We start from the raw sequence: 15,557 nt of genomic DNA, 5'->3' as shown, positions 1-15,557 counted from the left end.
ATAAGCCCTTGTCTAAAATATGGGATGTGAGTCTCTTCTGTAGGGGCTTTCACCGTTTTGAGTATGTTCGATCCATCGCCAAAGAGCTGTCACTGGGATATTCCGCTGTTGCCGGAGAAAAGCTAGGATAGGGAATTGAATGTATTCTATTCGCTGCTGCTATGGACTAGCGAATTACTGGATCAGAGACTTTATGCGTACCTGCTGCGGGTGATTGTGACTGCGGCAGCCCCCTCAGGATTGAAGCGATGAATCCACCTGCGCCTAATCTCATTTGCCCAGAGTGTGGCACTGCAAATTCCATTCACCAAGTTGAGTGTTGCCACTGTCAGGTGCCACTCCTGAAACGCTACTTGTGGGCGATCGGTTCTGGTTTGGATCCCTACAGGGTGGGTGAACTGTTGGGCGATCGCTATCTAGTGCAAGGCAAACACTTGCTCTTAGACCTATTGCCGGGGGAGCCAGCGCCCAGTGTGGACAACACCTCCCAGCTCTACCGTCCCTATCTGCGCCTCTTTCCCAAGCGTCCCCATGTCCCGGAATTATTTGGCGCCCTTTCCCTCCCTGAAGGTGAACTGTTGCTCCTTGAGCATGCCCCCGTCAGTTGCATTGACATTGCCGATGCCAAAATTGCCCCCGGTCTCACCCATGCCGCTCCCCTCACCACCATCTGGGAGAAAGCCAATTTAGTACGCCGCCTCAACTGGTTATGGCAAATCATCTCCCTTTGGCCAGCCTTGGTGGCAGAAAATGTGGCTCTCACACTGCTCAATCCCCAGCTTTTGCGAGCCGAGGGATCCCTTGTGCGGCTGCTGCAACTGCAAGCAGGCCATAATCCCACCTTGACTGACCTTGGCAAATTCTGGCAAACCCATTTCAGTTTTAGCGACCAAGGGGAAAACTTTCAGCAGGCCTTCACGATCCTGTGTCAACACATGCAGGATCCTCAGGAAACCACCCCTGAATTTATTCGTGACACCCTAGAGACCCTCTTTCAACAGGCTCTCGATCACCTCGGTTATGAGTACCACTACGATATTGCTAGCCGCTCCGACCAAGGGCCTAGTCGGACTCGCAATGAGGACAAATGCTTTCCAGAGCGCGATCTCACGAGCCAATCACAGGTGTTCGCCCTCGTGTGTGATGGCGTCGGGGGGCATGAAGGGGGCGATGTCGCTTCCGGTTTGGCCATTGACATTCTTGAGGAGACGCTAACCCCCCTCAAGCTGCTGGAGATGTCCCCTGCTACAGTTGAACAGGCGATTCAAACCGCTATTCGCCGCACCAATGATGCAATCAATCAACGCAATGATACGGAGCAGCGCCACGAACGCCAGCGCATGGGAACCACAGTTGTCGGTGCCCTGATTGAACACGCCCATCTTTACCTTGCCCACATTGGCGATAGCCGCGCCTACTGGATCAACCGCTGGGGCTGCTACCAGCTCACCCTCGATGACGATGTGGCCAGCCGTGATGTGCGCTTGGGGATGAGTACCTACCATCAAGCCCTTGAGCTGCCCTATGGTGGTTCCTTGGTGCAAGCGTTGGGGATGGCACCCTCCCAGCATCTGCACCCCACAGTAGAACGCTTTTTACTGGATGAAGAGGGAATTCTTTTGCTGTGTTCCGACGGCCTCAGTGATTTTAATCGTGTCGAAACCTACTGGCCACAGTACCTCCTGCCTGTGCTCCAAGGTCAGCTTGCCCTCACTGCTGCGGCCGAACAACTCATTGATCTTGCCAATCGCCTCAATGGCCATGACAATGTGACGGTGGTGCTCATTCACTGTCGGGTGAAGAATGCAGCGGGTGTCATTGACTTGGACTACAGCGATATTGTTTGTCAAGGGGAGTTGCCAGAGGTGACAGACATTACAATGGGCTACGTCCCCCCACCCGATCCAGCGGATCTCGACCTGACGGTTTCCCAGATTGTGGAACCCCCTCAACCCCAACCCAAGCCGCCGCCAGCCCAAAGGTCTCGTTTCCAAGCGTGGCTGCTACTGCTGGTGGCTGTGGGCGTTGCCACCGCTGCCCTTGGCTTTCTGGCTGTGATGACTTCTATGAATCGCTCTGTGGTAGAGCCATCCCCCTCACCGTTGACCCCACCCCAATAATGCCGAGTTCTGACGATTTTTCCCTCGACGCCTACGACTATCACCTGCCTCCGGAACGGATTGCCCAACAGCCCGTTTCTCCCCGCGATCATTCCCGCCTGATGGTGGTGGCACAGGAGACTGCTACCGATCACCACTTCTATGAGCTACCGCAACTGTTGCAACCGGGGGATTTGCTAATACTCAATGATACACGGGTGATTCCGGCACGGCTGAGGGGTCAAAAAGTGGGCGGCTCTGGCCGTACCGTTGAGGTGTTTCTTCTCGAAGAATTGAGCGATCGCCAGTGGCTAGCCCTTGTCAAACCGGGACGAAAATTGCGCCCTGGAGCCGTGATTCAAATCGGCACACTGCAAGCAACGGTACAGGCCATTGATGAGGAGACCCGAGGCCGGGTGATTGAATTTGACCTGCCGCCGGGCGATCGCCTGTGGTCCTATCTTGATCACCTAGGGGAAGTGCCCTTACCTCCCTACATTGACAACCCCATTGAAGATACTGAACAATACCAAACCGTCTATGCTCGCCGTCCCGGTGCTGTGGCTGCGCCAACCGCTGGCTTGCACTTTACCCCCGAACTCTTGAGTAAGTTGGCCTATCACGGCATTGATCATTGTTTTTTGACGCTCCACGTGGGCATTGGCACCTTTCGTCCTGTGGAGGCCAGCGATATTCGCCATCACCATCTCCACGAAGAATGGATTGAGGTACCAGCTGCTACCGTCGAGCGGATTCAGGCCGCCAAAGCTGACGGAGGACGGATTATTGCCGTCGGTACCACTGTTATTCGCTCCCTAGAAACGGCAGCCCAATCCGGCACCCTTCAGCCCTTTTGTGGCAAGAGTGATCTCTATATCTATCCGGGGTATCAGCCCAAGATAGTCGAGGGCTTCATTACCAACTTTCATCTGCCCCGCTCTAGTTTGATGATGCTCGTCAGTGCCTTTATTGGCCGCGAACGGTTGCTTCAGTTGTACCAACAGGCCATCGATCGCCAGTACCGCTTCTATTCCTTTGGCGATGCCATGCTCATTTTGCCCAGCGCTTGCCACAATACCGTTTGAGTGTGCTATCTTAAAGCCAGTTGTTTTGCAAACTACCGTTCAGGGAGATGGAGGTGATGCCCATGGCAGATAGTAGTAAGCGCTTGGGTCGTCGTTTTGGAGTAGCTCAGCTCTAGGGAAGAGTTGTTCTCCATCTGTTGATTTGAAATCACACCTAGGAGGCCACTTCTCCTAGCAGTTGATACCCACGATAACCACCAGACCGCTCCTAAGGCCTTCCTTGGGGGCGGATGGCTTTTTAGGGGCATGTTGGGGGCGTCTGAGCGATAGTGTAGTTTTGTGACTAGGCATTAAAAAACATTTCAGATGCTGGGTGGCGAATGGGGTAGCGATCTATAGTAGGGGCAACCGGAACATCGCCATTATTGGCCAGAGAAGACAAATTGAGAGTGGACAACGACTAATGATGGTGGACTCTGGAACTGTTGCGTTCTGAGAGCAGCCATGGCCGTTCAATTCCTACCCCAAAAAACACGGCAAAAAACGCCGCGCTTGCATCCCATTAGTGGTCCCAAGCTACTGCTAGTCGTGCTGTTGAACCTCTTTATTGCCGGCTATGTCTTTTGGGCCTACCGCACTGCCCATGAGCATCAGCTCCCGACCCAACGCAATCCGATCTTCCGGAACCTGCGTTCTCGCTAGACTTGCCCTAGGCAGATTGTGACGATAGAATGAGGGATTGCTGTCTTTTTTTCAATGGGCATGAAATCCTATCTCGCTGCCGCAGTACAAATGACGAGCCAACCGAATCTTGAGGCAAATCTGGCGCAGGCAGAAGAATTGATTGAATTGGCGGTGAGACGGGGAGCAGAACTCATTGGGTTGCCAGAAAACTTTTCTTTTCTCGGTGACGATCGCGAGAAGGTCGCCCAAGCGGCAACAATCGCTGAGCGGACTGAGGCTTTTTTGAAACGCATGGCGCAGCGATTTCAGATTACCTTAGTGGGGGGTGGCTACCCAGTACCAGCAACTGCAGGCAAAGTCTATAACACAGCAGTCCTCATTGGTCCTAACGGAGAAGAATTGAGCCGTTACCAAAAGGTGCATTTATTTGATGTCGATTTGCCCGATGGCAATATCTACCACGAATCGGGCACAGTGCTAGCGGGACGGCAGTTGCCCTCTGTCTATCCCAGTAAGGAACTGGGGAATATCGGCTTGTCGGTGTGCTACGACGTTCGCTTTCCAGAACTTTACCGCGCGCTCTCCCAAGCGGGGGCAACGGTGCTGTTTGTGCCGGCGGCCTTTACCGCCTTCACGGGTAAGGATCACTGGCAAGTTCTCCTGCAAGCGCGGGCGATTGAAAATACCTGCTACGTGATTGCACCGGCTCAGACGGGAATTCACTATGCGCGGCGGCAAACCCATGGCCATGCCATGATTGTGGATCCTTGGGGAACCATTTTGGCGGATGCCGGCGATCGCCCCGGCCTCGCCATTGCGGCCATTGAACCCAGCCGCCTCGAACAGGTGCGCCAGCAAATGCCCTGCCTGCAACATCGCGTCTTTTTCTAGGTTTTGGGCAAATTCTGCAATAAATCGTAACATGGCATACAGCCGGGGGAAGTTTCCTACGCTATCGTAGAACCATAGGTGAATCCTTGCCCTCACTCCAAACCCACTAGGAGAGTATCTATGGATAGCGTTACGGTTCCCAATCCGCAAGCCTCCGCCGAGGTTTGGAACTCCCTGAAGCGGGCGATCGCCCACAGTTCGGGTTTTCAGCGTTGGCTGAGCGAAAAGCAGGCCAGTGTTGTCGTTGAGCAGCCCACGGATCTTGATGCTTGCGTTACCGCTTACCTGCGTCAGGCTCTCGAAACCCTTGCCTATTAAAAATTGGTAAGAATTGTAAGCTTTGCCCCTATACGAGGAGCATTCTGACTCCTGAGGTCACATATTACCCTCACGGCGCATTCCTTGGGGGGGTTGATATTCGAGGTTGGGGCAACCCTATCCTTTGGCGTTCCCTTGGTTATAGTGGTAAAGTGCCAGCCCCCAAGGTGCATATGATTGAAGGCCCGTGGATCCATAAGTTTATTGTCTCCAATGGGATTCGTCTCCACTATGTCACCCAAGGAGAAGGGGAGTTAGTGCTGCTGCTCCATGGCTTTCCCGAGTTTTGGTACTCTTGGCGACATCAAATTCCTGTCTTGGCGGAAAAGCACAAAGTCGTTGCCCTAGATTTGCGCGGCTATAATCTCAGCGATAAACCCCAAGATACCGCTAGCTATGTTCTTGACGAGTTAATTCTCGACATTGTTGGTGTCATTGACGGCCTTGGCTATCGTCGCTGTCATTTGGTGGGGCATGATTGGGGAGGGATGGTGGCTTGGGGCGTGGCCTATGCGGTGCCGCAGCGGATTCAAACCCTGAGTGTGCTAGCCTGTCCCCATCCTGCTAAGTTTCAACTGTTGAGTTTCGAGCAATGGTTGCGCAGTAGCTATATGCTGCTGTTTCAACTGCCGTGGCTGCCGGAGCTGCTCTTGGAGTGGGGGGGCTATGGAGCGATCGCCCAAATCTTTCGCTGGGCAGCGGTGAACCAGCAGGCAATTCGGGCGGTGGACATTGCCCGCTATCAGGATGCGGCCGCCCAACGGGGTGCCCTATCGGGAATGCTCAACTACTACCGTGCCGGGTTGCAAAGTCTCTGGAGTCGGGAGTGGGGCGTCCTAGATGTACCAACCTTGATGCTCTGGGGGCGCCAAGACCCCACCTTGGGTATGGAACTCACCTACGGCACGGAAGCCTACGTCAAGGAACTGAAAATTCAATACTTGGACTACTGTGGCCACTTTGTGCAGCAGGAGCAACCCGATTTGGTCAATGAGTATTTGCTAGAGTGGCTAGAGACCGTTTCTGCTGCCCTAAATTAGACCTAAACCAACCTAAATTAAACGCCGCAACTGTGTAATTTGGTCAGCGATCGCCAGCAGCGATTCTGGCATTTCAGGTCCTGTCAGCATGACATCGAGAGTACGTGGGCGATTCTGGAGAAAATCCAGTACCTCTGCTTCACTCAGTACCCCCAGTTGAATGGCCACACTCACCTCGTCTAAGACCACCAAGCGATGCTGTCCCCCTTGCACCGTGGTTTGCAGATGCTGCCATAGCTCACGCACTGCGGCTTTTTCTTCGGCAGTGATCGAATCTCCTTGGCCTAAACAGCGTTGCAGCGCCGGTCGCCACCACGTGAGATGCTGACCCAACTGAATCGGATGCGCGATTCCCGTTTGAATCCCCCCCTTGAGGAATTGCACAATCAGGACACCACTGCCTTGGGCAGCAACCCGCAACGCCTGCGCCATGACCGTGGTGAAAAAGTGTCGCTGCGGACAGGTAAACACCTGCACCACTCCCTCAATACCATAGGTTAGGGGCAAGCCTGCCTCAGAAACGGAAACCGCGAGTTGTGCCACCATCGTGTTCCTGTCCAGTTAAAAAGGAGAACGACCCCCTAGGGGTTATACATCTAGTGTAGTGCGCAATGATTTAACCCTAGTGAACACTAGATATACGTGGTCGTCAAGGGGTCAGAAAATTGAGTTATCTTAAAACAATGTGACTGTTACTGAGGATGCCCCCATGCCAGCGACACAGGCTCTTGATGCTGAGGCGCTCTTTCGCGCTGCCTACGAAAATCGTTACACATGGGATGAGAATTTTCCCGGCTTTACGGCCAAGGTCACGCTCATTGAGGGCGATCGCGCCTACCAAGGGCAGGTAAAAGTGAGCCGCGACTACGCCGTTGAAGTGAGTGGCATAGAAGACGAACAAGTTCGCGAATCCCTCTACAACCAATTGCGGGATGTGATTGTCCATCGCAAGCGCAACCGTTTTGAAGAGGCCCACGGCAAAAACACCTTCCAAACTGGGGAAACCGACGCCAGCGGGGCAGTGGAAATCCTCGTTAGCGGTGACGCCATGGGGTCGAACTACAAGGTGCGGGACAATCAAATTGTCTATGTCAGCCGTGTCATGGGGCGAGTTGCCTTTGCCATTACCCACCGTGAAGCCCTTGATACCGGTGCAGGCTACATTTCCACCAACTATGTGGCTGTCTTCCGCAATCCGCAAACCAACGAAGTGCTGCGGCAAATGGAATTTGAGGATACCTATGTGCCCGTCGGCAATTACTACCTGATGAGCCGGCAGGTGGTGCACACCCATGAAAATGGTCAGACCAGCACCTTTGAAATTCGTTTTGATGATCTGCAACTTTTAGCCGACTAAGCGTGGAAATTACATTTCTAGGCACCAGTTCTGGGGTGCCCACCCGCACACGCAATGTTTCCAGTGTGGCTCTGCGGCTGCCTCAGCGCAAGGAAATTTGGCTCTTTGACTGCGGTGAGGCCACCCAGCACCAATTGCTGCGCAGTGACCTGCGAACCAGTCAGATCCGCCGCATTTTCATTACCCACATGCACGGCGATCACATCTTTGGCCTGATGGGCTTGCTTGCCAGTTGTGGCCTTGCGGGAACCGTGAGTCAAATTGATGTCTATGGCCCGCCGACGTTGGATCGCTACATTGCCAGTTGTTTGCGCTGGTCGGTGATGCGGCTTCCCTACAAGTTGCAGGTGCATACCGTCGAGCCGGGGGAAGTCTTTAGTGATGGCGAGTTTACGGTGACCTGTCGGCTGCTGCATCATCGTGTTCCCGCCTTTGGCTACCGCGTCACCGAGAGCGATCGCCCCGGTCGCTTTCATGTGGAAAAAGCCCAAGCCTTGGGAATTCCCTTTGGGCCACTGTATGGTCAACTCAAGCAGGGCAAAACGATCACCCTCGCAGATGGCCGCACCTTTGATGGCCGCGACTTCTGTGATCCACCGCAGCGGGGGCGCAGTATGGTTTATTGCACCGATACAGTCTTTTGTGAAAGCGCGGTTGAATTAGCCCAGCAGGCGGATGTCCTCATCCACGAGGCGACATTTTCCCATCAGGAGGCGGATCTGGCTTTTGCACGGCTGCATTCTACATCCACGATGGCGGCTCAGGTGGCGGCCTTTGCCCAAGTGAAATTGCTCTTCCTCACCCACTTTAGTGCCCGCTACGCCCCCGGCAATCCCGTGCAGGTGGAGGATCTGCTTGCGGAAGCACAAGCCATTTTCCCCAATACTCGCTTAGCGTGGGATTTTCTCCATTACGAAATTCTCCGGGACGCGCCCCAAGACAATCCAGCCGTGGCTACTGCGCCAGAGAAAGGGGATATCCTGATCAATCGGGGTGAGGAGAAAACGGTTGCTGTTGCTCAGAAAATTGCGCCAGCGATCGCCATCAACCGTGCCACGCGCCAGCAGATGCGGCAGAAACTGGGAATTGACGCTGCTACAGCCAATGCGATTTTGGAGCGGCGGCGGCAGCAAAAGTTTACCTGCCTAGAGGAACTCGAACGCCTGTATCCGCAGGTGGCATGGGACACCCTCAACGTGGAGTTCTAAAGAGCAACTATTTTCAGTCTCAAATAGGAACTTGTGATTGAGATCAACGTCTTTGTGTGCTGTTGATCACAGTTAAGCTTTGTGAAGCACTGGCATAGTTGAGACCATACACGCAAATTGCAAGGGGATTGATGTATGACGCTGCTGGAGCTAATCCGCCGTATTCAGGCGACTCGGATCGTAACCCCTGCTCAAGAGCGGCAGATCAATGAATTATTGTGGCAGCGTTCCCTGAGCGCCACGGAATATCAAGCAATGCAGGAGCTGGTTACGGGGATTATTGCGGGGGAAATTCAAGTTATCTCTCAGATTCAGCGGTTTGGCAGCAAAAAGGAGCTAGGGAATAATCGGTTACAATTGGCTTAAGGGACTGGGTTTTATGACAGTTCCGCCATTGGTTTTTGGGAGCTGCTCCTGCCCATGCAACTGTATTTCGACTATGGTGCAACAACCCCCTGTCGAGCAGAGGCTATTGCAGCGATGGTGGCGGCCTATGAACAGCAGTGGGGTAATCCATCGAGTATTCACGAGTGGGGGCAACGTGCAGCGATCGCCCTTGAACAGGCACGGATGCAGGTGGCAGCACTGATTCATGCCCAAGCGGATGAAATCATTTTTACCTCTGGGGGCACAGAAGCGGATAATCTTGCCCTGTGGGGAATTTGCCAACGCTATCGCCAACCTCAGCATCTGATTATTTCTGCGGTCGAGCATTCGGCGGTGGCCAAACCGGCGGCTGCCCTTGAAGCTCAAGGCTGGCAAGTGACCCGCTTAGCGGTGAATCCCTGGGGAGAGGTGGAACCCGCCCAACTACGGCAGGCCCTGCAACCGAACACGGTCTTGGTCTCGATCATCTACGGCCAAAGTGAGGTGGGCACGCTGCAACCCATTGCTGAACTCGCAGCCATTTGCCAAGAGGCGGGGGTGCTTTTCCATACGGATGCGGTTCAAGTGGCCGGACGAGTTCCCTTGGATGTGCAACGGCTAGGCGTGGATTTACTCTCGCTGTCCAGTCATAAAATTTATGGCCCTCAGGGAGCGGGGGCGCTCTATGTGCGATCGGGGGTACCCCTAGAACCGCTCTTGCGTGGCGGGGGACAAGAACTGGGCCTCAGGGCGGGAACCCAAGCAGTGCCGACCTTGGTGGGTTTTGGGGTGGCAGCGGAATGGGCCGCCACTGAACTAGCGACAGAACCGATGCACCTTGCTCAACTGCGCGATCGCCTGTGGCAGCAGTTGCAGGATCATCCCCAAGTGGAACGAACAGGGCATCCATGGCAGCGGTTGCCCCATCATTTGAGTTTGATCGTGCGCGATCGCCACGGCCAGCCCTTGAATGGCAAAACCTTTGTACGACAACTCAACCTTGCGGGCATTGGCATTAGTGCGGGATCCGCCTGTCAAAGTGGTCAAACCCAACCCAGTCCCACCCTCTTGGCCATGGGCTACGATCCTGAAACCGCCAAAGCGGGAATACGCATTACCTTGGGGCGAGAGACCACCGCTGCCGATGTCGATTGGCTGGCCATGGTGCTGCGGCAATATCTTGCAGAGGCGATCGCCCCCCCCTTAGCGGTATCTCTTTCCTAGGGTGTATCCATGGTGTGGGCGGCATTATCTGCACAGGGGACTTGGGCACTGGCCAGCTATGGCGTGGTTGCCACCCTGATTCTGCTGTGGACAATTCTGCGATCGCTACAACACCCCTCGCAAAAAGCCGCCCTCGAAGCCGAAGTCGTGCGACTGCAAGATCACTGCAATCAACTCCAGCACCAACTTCAGGCAATAGCCGCCGAAAATCAACAATTGCGAGCAGGCAGCGATTACTGGCAACAGCAACACCAAGCCCTCAATGCTCAACTCACCACCCTAGAAACCACCTATCACCAACTGGAGATGAACCTTCAACGTCTCGAACAGGAGCGCGATCGCCTGCAACAGGCACTGCAACAGCCCGCCGACTGGTGGCAGGAAATGACGAAAAACTATCAAAGTTGGTGGGAAAGCCTGCCCTTTCTTCCCCATGAGGATACCAGCAGCAAGTCCTAGGACAAGCGATTAATCGGCAATGGTGGATAGAAGAGGTAGCCTTGGCCATAGCGACAACCGAGGTCGATTAATTGGGCGGCTTGGGTTGCTGTCTCCACCCCCTCTGCCACCACATCTAAGCGCAGGCTTTTACCGAGGGCAATCACGGCACCAATAATTTCCCGTGCCGCTTGGCTTTTCTCTAAGTTCTGGACAAAGGAGCGATCAATTTTCAGGGCGTGGATCGGTAACTGATGCAACCGACTCAGGGAGGAATAGCCCGTGCCAAAGTCATCAATGTTGAGGGCAACCCCCAGTTGTTGCAGTTCCTCGGCCACCTGCAATGTGGCTTCAAGGTTGCGGATCATGGTCGTTTCCGTAATCTCCAGATGAAGGAGATGGGGGGGCAATTGGGCACGGCGCAGCGCTGCCAAAATATCACTGACAAAGTTGGCATCCACCAGTTGTTGAGGCGAGATATTAATGCCCAAGGTCATGGTCTGGCGACGGCTGTCCTGTTGCCGCCACTGGCTGAATTCCTGCATCGCCCGTTCAAAGACCTGTCGGCCAAGGCTAACAATGAGACCGGCTTGCTCCGCAAGGCCAATAAATTCGGCGGCAGGAATTTCACCCTTTTCAGGATCAAACCAACGGCTCAGGGCTTCAAGACCCACGATCGCCCCCGTCTCCAGTTGAACAATGGGCTGAAAATAGACCTGTAGCTCACTGTTGGCGATCGCCTGATGCAGTTGACTCTCCAGCGTAAAGCAACTCTGGGCTTGGGTGTGCATTTGCGGGTCAAAAATCCGATACTGCCCCAGCCCCTGTTTTTTCGCTTGGTACATGGCAATATCGGCATCCCGCAACAGGGTAGTGGCCGAGGTGTCGGCGCGATCGCTAAAGGTGACGCCAATGCTGGCACTGAGACTTAACAGATGGCCATCAATGACCAAGGGCTCCTGAATCACCCGCTCTAGATCGGCAACCCGTGCTTCTACCTGAGCCACCATTTGCTCAGGATCCAGATCTTCACACAGCACCACAAACTCATCGCCACTCAGGTGAGCCAAGGTATCCCCCTCCGGCACCACACTTTGCATCCGCTGGGCAAGGGTAATCAGCACCTGATCTCCTGCTTGGTGACCCAAGCTATCGTTAACCCGCTTAAAGCGATCAATATCAATAAAAACAACCGCAAAGGGGCGATCGCGATGGCGTTGATACTGCCGCCAGCAATGCTGCAATCGGTCTTGGAGCAGGGTGCGGTTCGGCAGTCCCGTTAGGGCATCGTGGAGGGCATCGTGAATCAGCTGCTCCTCCATTTGCTTGCGGCGGGTAATGTCGCGTCCCACACATTGATACTCCACACAGCGACCCTGGTGATCAAAAAAAGCGCGGGTTGTCCATTCAAACCAAAGAATCTGGTCTTGGGGCAATGTCACCCCACACTCAATTGTGCTGAGGGGCTGCGCTGGTGTGAGGGCTTGCAGATGCTGTTGGAAGCGTTGCTGGGTCACCGCATCAAAGGGATGCTGGAGCACATCCCCCAGATCACAATTGATGCCCGCAGCAGCAAGATAGCGAAAGAAGGCGGGATTGCCAAAGGTGAGGTGTCCTTCAGGGGTACAGCGGTAGAGCAGTTCTGTTTGAGCCTCCAGCACCCGCCGATAGCGTTCTTTTTCCTGATGCAGCCCAGTCACCAGTTCAGCACGGTTGATGCCAAAGCCCAGTTGTTCGCCCAGTTGGCGGATCAATTCGACCTCGTCACTTGCCCAAGGTCGAGGAGAAGAGCAGTGGTGGCACAGGAGTAATCCCCAGAGACGTTCCTCCTCAATAATCGGTACCACTAAGAGGGCACGCACCTGCAATTGGTTGAGAAAGTCGCGATGACACTGGGTTATTTCAGCGGTGTTAATATCAGCAACCGCCAGTACCCGTCCCTGAAGATAGGCTTCGGCAGACTCACGGTGGAAACAGGGGTCATAGAAGGTGCGGTGCATGAGAGAAAACTGCGGTGCCGCCACCGATTCAGCCACCACCTCACCCCGGCCATCGGCATAGAACTGGAAAAGCAGCGTGCGATCGACCCCCAGCAGTTGACGCACTTCCTCAAGGGCGGTTTTAAGAACCGTTTCCAGATCAAGGGAACGGCGAATTTTCAAGGTTAGCCGATGCAGGAGTTCCGCTTGGGTTTGCCGTCGCTGTAACGAAGTAGTGGAGTCCACCTGAAGCGTAATATTCCGGAAGAAAACGGCAAGGCCTCGGCCAGTGGGAAAAGCCCGTACCGCAAACCATTGGTTCAGCCCCTCATAGAAGGCTTCAAATTGGACGGGAGTTTGCTCTGCCATTGCCCGCCGACTTTGGCTTTCAAAAATTGAGTTGCGCTCATCGGGAAAGAGATCCCAGAGGTTTTGCCCCAGCATCTCTGAGGCAGATTTCCCCACTAGACGGCAAAAATTTCCGTTGACATAGATAACTGTGAAGTCGCGATCCACTTCAAAAAAGTGATCCGACATGCTCTCCAAAATATCAGTCACTTGGTTGTAGGCCGCTTGCAGGCGATCGCTAAATTGGCGCTGTTCCGTGACATCCCGTGCAGCACCATAGATGCGCCCTTGACTGAGCAGGCCTTGCCATTCGTACCAGCGATAGTCTCCCCCTTGGGTGCGCAGGCGAATTGTGTGGTTACTGATTTGCTCCCCAGCAAGGAGACGTTGCTGCATCTCCCGATGGCGGGGGCGATCGCCGGGGTGGAGAAATTCCTCAAACTTTGCCCCTGCCAACCGATTCAGGTCATAGCCCAAGCAGGTATGCCAGTGTTGATTCACCCGCCGCAGCCGTCCCTCACTATCGGCAATCATAAATAGCTCTAGGGAGGAGCCAAAGAAATACTCTAATTCAGCTGTTTTTTGGGCAATTTCTGCTTGCAGACGCATGCGATCGCTAATGTCCCGCTGCACACCAAAGTGGCCAATGATTTCCTTATTTTGGTTGTAGAGACACACATAATTCCCCTCAACCCAAAAGGAGCTACCATCGCGGCGGTGGAGTTCAATTTCAATGTGAAAATAGCCCAGATCAAAGAGTGCTCGCCACAGCCGTTTGGCGAGTTCCAGATCATCCTTAAAGCAAATGCGCGGCGTCAGGCCAATCAGCTCCTGCGGCGGTAATTGATACTGCTGGGCAAAGGCACTGTTGACACGCGTAATCCGCTGATGATCAAGGACATACTCCAAGATTTCCTCTTTGTTGACTGTGTCATCCCAGCGGATGGGCTGATCCAACATCATGAAGAAGCAGGCCTCAAGGGATTGTTGAAAAAAGGCTTCCAGTAGTTCTTGCTTGGCTTGTAGCTCTAGCTCGAGTTGACGGCGACGGGTAATATCCCGCGATGTGGAGACTAAAAATAAAACATTTCCCCCTGCATCACAAATGGGGTGCGTGAGGGTTTCCAACCAAACATATCCGCCATGCTTTTTGCGGATGCGATAGGTTTCTATCACATTCACACTGCCTTGCAGGGCGAGGGCATGGGCACCACTGCGAATGCGCTCTGCATCCTCAGGATGAAATAATGTGTAGGGACTCTTACCAATCAGTTCTCCAGGAGAATAGCCTAAAAGGGTTTTGCTGGAGGGAGTCACATATAGATAGTTGCCATCCGGTTCGTGCAGGCAAATGAGATCATCGGTGTAGTTGACCAATAATTCAGTAAAGTGCTCAAGTTCATCTATAATCATTCGCTAGAATCCACAATTTTTATCACGCATTAAGATACTTCTGGACGTTTTACACTATAAAACTTTAAGTAATGATTAACAATTTTAGCGAATGACAGCCCTTTCCTGAAATATCAGCGACATAACGGGAGTGCGGTGCTCTGCCATCGGGGCTTTTACCGGGGTGAGGGTGTTCGATCGCTGTGAAAAGGGCGATACGACCAGAAATGCCCTACTGCAATGCCCTAGCTGTTCATATGATCCTTGACAAAGACTTGCTCACCCCCTAAAATGCCTATTGGCAGTTGGAAGATTTCCTAGGCTGCTGGCATTTGTCTATTTTTGGAGATTTTCTTAATGGAGTCTAGTAGGAGTCACTGTAATGCTGCTTCTGGTGACCCCATCTCCGCTAATGAAGATCCCTGCCATAGGTGGAGCCTCTCTCCCCTAAGGATCGCCGAGGTGAATTCAGACTTGTCTGCTGCCTAATGGCTTGAACTTCTGGTTCATCTCCGCGCGTTCCAAGGCAGTCGATCTGCAAATGGAGATGGATCACGAAGCAAGTTGGTCAATAGGTCTCAGTCTCGTATCTACCTGAGTCTGCCTAAGGTTGGCTGGCTCAAATCTGTTTTTTGTTGAGAGCGATCGCCCGTAGTCAAGCGTTTTTATTGAACGACTACTTTTCATCGCTCAAGTTGTTGCGTGGCAAAACCATTAGCAACGGAGAGTTTCTATGTTTGAAGTTTGTTTGTTCAGCATGATGGCCGAAATGCTGGGAATTACCCTTTCGGAAGTGCTGGGTGTTGCCCTTGGCCACCTGATGATTACGGTCATGAGCCAAGCGATCGCCCACTTGGGAGAGTTCTCACCCTTTGAGTTGTCTCGTTAAACCCTAAAACATCCTATTGTCGTTTCTCAATGGAGCTTAGAACCATGATGACCCACGATGCAAAGCAGGCATTTCTGTGCCCCTATACCCTTTACCGTGGGCACGTCACCCTAGACGCGCTGACCTTTGATGCCTACCTGCAGAAATTTGCTCAACGGGCAGGGTTTATTGCTGCTCTCCATACGAGTGGGAAACTTTCTACATCCGAAGCCTACAACCAGTTGGCTGATCTCTGGCATCAATTGAGCGAAGCCTATGCCCCTGTCTCACCCACCCTAAATTGTCAACCATAGAAGGAG

The 15,557-nt window shown here is 53.5% G+C and carries 15 protein-coding genes; 13 read left to right on the top strand and 2 right to left on the bottom strand.

Going from position 1 to position 15,557, the window contains the following annotated elements:
* Window positions 1–248 precede the first annotated feature (248 nt).
* From RHI63_RS04800 to RHI63_RS04775, 6 genes are all read left to right on the top strand, one after another.
* Window positions 249–2,120, top strand: a complete 1,872-nt coding sequence (locus RHI63_RS04800; RefSeq protein WP_310743465.1) for a serine/threonine-protein phosphatase — start codon at window positions 249–251, stop codon at window positions 2,118–2,120.
* Complete coding sequence (gene queA / locus RHI63_RS04795; protein WP_206201298.1) at window positions 2,120–3,184, top strand: tRNA preQ1(34) S-adenosylmethionine ribosyltransferase-isomerase QueA; 1,065 nt, start codon at window positions 2,120–2,122, stop codon at window positions 3,182–3,184. The genes RHI63_RS04800 and queA overlap by 1 nt, the downstream gene beginning before the upstream one ends.
* Before the next feature lie 444 nt (window positions 3,185–3,628).
* Window positions 3,629–3,826, top strand: a complete 198-nt coding sequence (locus RHI63_RS04790; RefSeq protein ID WP_206201297.1) for a hypothetical protein — start codon at window positions 3,629–3,631, stop codon at window positions 3,824–3,826.
* Window positions 3,827–3,886: 60 nt separating this feature from the next.
* Entirely contained in the window at window positions 3,887–4,699 is an 813-nt protein-coding gene (locus tag RHI63_RS04785) for a carbon-nitrogen hydrolase family protein (RefSeq protein WP_302676632.1), read from the top strand.
* Between the two features lie 120 nt (window positions 4,700–4,819).
* Window positions 4,820–5,017: a hypothetical protein gene (locus RHI63_RS04780; protein ID WP_206201295.1), complete on the top strand. Its 198-nt coding sequence runs from the start codon at window positions 4,820–4,822 to the stop codon at window positions 5,015–5,017.
* 173 nt (window positions 5,018–5,190) lie between these two features.
* Window positions 5,191–6,057 carry an alpha/beta hydrolase gene (locus tag RHI63_RS04775; RefSeq protein WP_310801574.1) on the top strand — a complete coding sequence of 289 codons (867 nt, stop codon included), beginning with the start codon at window positions 5,191–5,193 and terminating at the stop codon, window positions 6,055–6,057.
* 12 nt (window positions 6,058–6,069) lie between these two features.
* Here RHI63_RS04775 and RHI63_RS04770 read toward each other — a convergent pair whose 3' ends face one another.
* Entirely contained in the window at window positions 6,070–6,603 is a 534-nt protein-coding gene (locus RHI63_RS04770) for a P-loop NTPase family protein (protein WP_310821947.1), read from the bottom strand.
* A 163-nt stretch (window positions 6,604–6,766) separates the two neighbouring features.
* Here RHI63_RS04770 and RHI63_RS04765 point away from each other — a divergent pair, with 163 nt between their 5' ends.
* From RHI63_RS04765 to RHI63_RS04745, 5 genes are all read left to right on the top strand, one after another.
* Window positions 6,767–7,414: a DUF3386 domain-containing protein gene (locus tag RHI63_RS04765; RefSeq protein ID WP_310821946.1), complete on the top strand. Its 648-nt coding sequence runs from the start codon at window positions 6,767–6,769 to the stop codon at window positions 7,412–7,414.
* Window positions 7,415–7,416: 2 nt separating this feature from the next.
* Complete coding sequence (gene rnz / locus RHI63_RS04760; protein WP_310821944.1) at window positions 7,417–8,622, top strand: ribonuclease Z; 1,206 nt, start codon at window positions 7,417–7,419, stop codon at window positions 8,620–8,622.
* 135 nt (window positions 8,623–8,757) lie between these two features.
* Window positions 8,758–8,988 carry a hypothetical protein gene (locus RHI63_RS04755; RefSeq protein WP_149817400.1) on the top strand — a complete coding sequence of 77 codons (231 nt, stop codon included), beginning with the start codon at window positions 8,758–8,760 and terminating at the stop codon, window positions 8,986–8,988.
* 54 nt (window positions 8,989–9,042) lie between these two features.
* Window positions 9,043–10,212: a cysteine desulfurase family protein gene (locus RHI63_RS04750; RefSeq protein WP_310821943.1), complete on the top strand. Its 1,170-nt coding sequence runs from the start codon at window positions 9,043–9,045 to the stop codon at window positions 10,210–10,212.
* 9 nt (window positions 10,213–10,221) lie between these two features.
* Complete coding sequence (locus RHI63_RS04745) at window positions 10,222–10,671, top strand: hypothetical protein (protein ID WP_206201289.1); 450 nt, start codon at window positions 10,222–10,224, stop codon at window positions 10,669–10,671.
* Here the strand turns inward: RHI63_RS04745 and RHI63_RS04740 are convergent.
* A complete protein-coding gene (locus RHI63_RS04740) occupies window positions 10,668–14,390 on the bottom strand; it encodes an EAL domain-containing protein (protein WP_310821942.1) in 3,723 nt (1,240 codons plus the stop codon). The genes RHI63_RS04745 and RHI63_RS04740 overlap by 4 nt on opposite strands.
* Window positions 14,391–15,102: 712 nt before the next feature.
* On the opposite strand from RHI63_RS04740, the gene RHI63_RS04735 reads away from it, so the two are divergent.
* Together RHI63_RS04735 and RHI63_RS04730 are read left to right on the top strand one after the other, a co-directional pair.
* Window positions 15,103–15,258, top strand: a complete 156-nt coding sequence (locus RHI63_RS04735; RefSeq protein ID WP_206201287.1) for a hypothetical protein — start codon at window positions 15,103–15,105, stop codon at window positions 15,256–15,258.
* A 44-nt stretch (window positions 15,259–15,302) separates the two neighbouring features.
* Window positions 15,303–15,551 carry a hypothetical protein gene (locus RHI63_RS04730; RefSeq protein ID WP_225901658.1) on the top strand — a complete coding sequence of 83 codons (249 nt, stop codon included), beginning with the start codon at window positions 15,303–15,305 and terminating at the stop codon, window positions 15,549–15,551.
* The last annotated feature ends 6 nt before the right edge of the window (window positions 15,552–15,557 follow it).

The sequence above is a fragment of the Thermosynechococcus sp. GLH187 genome (genome assembly GCF_031583395.1).
Classification (GTDB): domain Bacteria; phylum Cyanobacteriota; class Cyanobacteriia; order Thermosynechococcales; family Thermosynechococcaceae; genus Thermosynechococcus.
This window is presented reverse-complemented; position numbering and strand designations above follow the sequence as displayed.

Coding starts and splice junctions, on each gene's coding strand:
- RHI63_RS04735 (WP_206201287.1), top strand. CDS start 15,103: ATGTTTGAAGTTTGTTTGTTCAGCATGATGGCCGAAATGCTGGGAATT.
- RHI63_RS04770 (WP_310821947.1), bottom strand. CDS start 6,603: ATGGTGGCACAACTCGCGGTTTCCGTTTCTGAGGCAGGCTTGCCCCTA.
- queA (WP_206201298.1), top strand. CDS start 2,120: ATGCCGAGTTCTGACGATTTTTCCCTCGACGCCTACGACTATCACCTG.
- RHI63_RS04765 (WP_310821946.1), top strand. CDS start 6,767: ATGCCAGCGACACAGGCTCTTGATGCTGAGGCGCTCTTTCGCGCTGCC.
- RHI63_RS04740 (WP_310821942.1), bottom strand. CDS start 14,390: ATGATTATAGATGAACTTGAGCACTTTACTGAATTATTGGTCAACTAC.
- RHI63_RS04790 (WP_206201297.1), top strand. CDS start 3,629: ATGGCCGTTCAATTCCTACCCCAAAAAACACGGCAAAAAACGCCGCGC.
- RHI63_RS04730 (WP_225901658.1), top strand. CDS start 15,303: ATGATGACCCACGATGCAAAGCAGGCATTTCTGTGCCCCTATACCCTT.
- RHI63_RS04755 (WP_149817400.1), top strand. CDS start 8,758: ATGACGCTGCTGGAGCTAATCCGCCGTATTCAGGCGACTCGGATCGTA.
- RHI63_RS04800 (WP_310743465.1), top strand. CDS start 249: ATGAATCCACCTGCGCCTAATCTCATTTGCCCAGAGTGTGGCACTGCA.
- RHI63_RS04780 (WP_206201295.1), top strand. CDS start 4,820: ATGGATAGCGTTACGGTTCCCAATCCGCAAGCCTCCGCCGAGGTTTGG.
- RHI63_RS04785 (WP_302676632.1), top strand. CDS start 3,887: ATGAAATCCTATCTCGCTGCCGCAGTACAAATGACGAGCCAACCGAAT.
- RHI63_RS04750 (WP_310821943.1), top strand. CDS start 9,043: ATGCAACTGTATTTCGACTATGGTGCAACAACCCCCTGTCGAGCAGAG.
- RHI63_RS04745 (WP_206201289.1), top strand. CDS start 10,222: ATGGTGTGGGCGGCATTATCTGCACAGGGGACTTGGGCACTGGCCAGC.
- RHI63_RS04775 (WP_310801574.1), top strand. CDS start 5,191: ATGATTGAAGGCCCGTGGATCCATAAGTTTATTGTCTCCAATGGGATT.